Origin of the sequence: Frigoribacterium sp. MEB024 (genome assembly GCF_000878135.1) — a bacterium.
Lineage (GTDB): Bacteria > Actinomycetota > Actinomycetes > Actinomycetales > Microbacteriaceae > Frigoribacterium.
In genome coordinates this window covers 1-2491 of record NZ_JXQZ01000110.1, presented here as the reverse complement: position 1 = coordinate 2491, position 2491 = coordinate 1, and the positions used below count along the sequence as shown (strand labels likewise).

General features: G+C 72.8%; 2 protein-coding genes. One reads left to right on the top strand and one right to left on the bottom strand.

The features are described from left to right. The coding region (locus tag SZ60_RS15340) for a histidine phosphatase family protein (RefSeq protein WP_369700716.1) at positions 1 to 663 on the top strand (663 nt) is incomplete at its 5' end. A gap of 439 nt (positions 664 to 1102) precedes the next feature. On the opposite strand, the gene SZ60_RS15335 is transcribed toward SZ60_RS15340, so the two are convergent. Continuing rightward, a partial coding sequence (locus SZ60_RS15335) for an AAA family ATPase (protein WP_043597484.1) occupies positions 1103 to 2491 on the bottom strand: 1389 nt, incomplete at its 5' end.

The window sequence follows — 2491 nt, the reverse complement described above, 5'->3', positions numbered from 1 at the left end:
GCGGGCGGCCTCCATCCGGGGCCGCCCGCCGTCACTCCCCCGCGGCACCGCCGCGGCCGCACCATGGAACGGAACACCCCGATGCGCCTCGAACTCATCCGCCACGGTCAGACCGACTGGAACCTCGCCGACAAGCTCCAGGGCTCGTCCGACATCCCGCTGAACGACACGGGTCGCGGCCAGGCCCTCGAGGCGGCGCGGCTGCTGGCCGGCGTCGAGTGGAGCGCCATCGTGTCGTCGCCGCTCGAGCGCGCCCGCGAGACCGCCGAGATCATCGCCGCCGAGCTCGGCATCGAGTTGGGCGACGCCTACGACGAACTGATCGAGCGGGACTACGCCTCGCACGAGGGCCGCACCCCCGAGTCGCCGATCCCCGACCAGCCCAACGCCGACTACCCCGACATCGAACCGCGCGAGTCGGTCGCCGCCCGGGGCGTCGGCGCGCTCGAGATGATCCGCGACACGCGACTGCCGCTCGACGGTGACGACGCCCACATCGTCGTCGTCTGCCACGGCACGATCATCCGCTTCACCCTCGCCGAGATCCTCGGCCGCGAGGTCCCGCACATCGAGAACGCCGCGGCGAACACGGTCGAGTGGGACGGCACCGCCTGGCACGTGCTGAGCATCAACGGCGGGGTCCTCGACACGCCCATCGACTGACACCCGGTGCCCCACGGGGCACGACGAGAACGCAGGAGGCGCGGCCACGCAGGTCGCGCCTCCTGCGTTTCTCGTCGGGTCGTGTCGGGTCAGGCCCCTGGCCCTGGCATGGTCCGAGCCGAGCGACGCGAGGGATCACCGCGTACCGGACCCGACCGCTCGGAGGGGCCGGGGCGTGCCGAACCCGACCGCTCGGAGGGGTCGGGACGTACCGGACCCGACCGCTCGCAGGGCTCACGGCGTGCCGAACCCGACCACTCGCAAGGCTCACGGCGGGCCGAACCCGACAACTCCTGCGCGACGCGCCGCTCAGTTCTCCCCGAGCAGACGGCTGGAGGCCTCCTGGTCGCGATGTGCACAGGAGGGGCGGGCGGGGACGAACGGGCGGAGCGGGCAGGGGTGAGGGCGGGTGGTTCGGCTCGGGGAGGGCGAACGGGGGTCAGAGGCCGGGGGCGGCGGTGCCGCGCTCGGCGACGACGCGCTGACCGACGACGGCGCTGACGCCGTCCTGACGCATCGAGACGCCGTAGAGGGCGTCGGCGATCTCCATCGTGCGCTTCTGGTGCGTGATGACGATGAGCTGGCTCGACTCGCGCAGGTCCTCGAAGATGGTCAGCAACCGGCCGAGGTTCGCGTCGTCGAGGGCCGCCTCGACCTCGTCCATGATGTAGAACGGGCTCGGCCGGGCCTTGAAGATCGCGATCAGCAGCGCCACGGCGGCCAACGATCGCTCGCCGCCCGACAGCAACGACAGCCGCTCGATCTTCTTGCCGGCCGGCTTCACCGTCACCTCGATGCCGGTCGCCAGCAGGTCGTCGGGGTCGGTCAGGTGCAGCGAGCCGCTGCCTCCCGGGAAGAGGATCGGGAACACCTGGTCGAAGGCGGCCTGGGTGTCGGCGAACGCACTCGCGAAGATGGTCTGCATCTTGTCGTCGATCTCGTCGATGATCGTCAGGAGGTCCTTGCGGGTGCCGGTCAGGTCGGCCAGCTGCTCGGTCAGGAAGAGATGGCGCTGTTCGAGCGCCGCGAACTCCTCGAGGGCCAGCGGGTTGACCCTCCCGAGCCGCGCGAGCTTCTTCTCGGCCACGGCGAGCCGGCGCTGCTGGGCCGCCCGCTCGAAGGGCACGCCCCGAGGAGGCGCGGCGTCGCCCCCGGGGAGCGTCGCGTCGTCGAGGTCGGTGGCGCCGTCGGGTGCGCGATCGGCGGCACGGGCGGCACGCTCCCCCGCGGTGTCGTCCTCGCCCGCGGCCTCGACGTCGCCCGCGGCCTCGACGTCGACCAGGTCGACCTCGTCGTCGACGGACGGTCGGACCACGACCTCGTCGTCACCCGGCACGGGCACGTGTGGTCCGTACTCGGCCACGAGCACGTCCTCGACGAGGCCGAGCTCGGAGCCGGCTCGTTCGAGCAGCCCGGACAGGTGCAGCTTCTTCTCGTAGATCTCCATCTCGAGTCCGTGCACGCTCTCGGTCACGGTGGCGAGCCGGTCGCGCAGCTCACGCTCGGCCCGGCGCAGCGCCTGCAGCTCGGTGTTCTGCTCTGCCCGGGCCGCCTCGGCCTCGGCCAGCACCGCGCGCGCCTCGGCCACCGACCGGGCGACCGCGTCCACGGTCGGCGGCAGGGCCTCGAGCACCGACGACGTCGCGGCCATCTGCCGCTGCCGCACCACCGTCCGACGCGCCTGGAGCTCGGCGGCCGCCCGTTGCTCGTCGAGCTGGCGTTGCAGTGCCTCGGCCCGGGCCATCTCGGCGCGGACCCGCTCGCGGACGGTCTCGAGGGCGATGCGACGCTCGGTCTCGACGGCCCGCGCGCTCTCGACCTCGGCCAG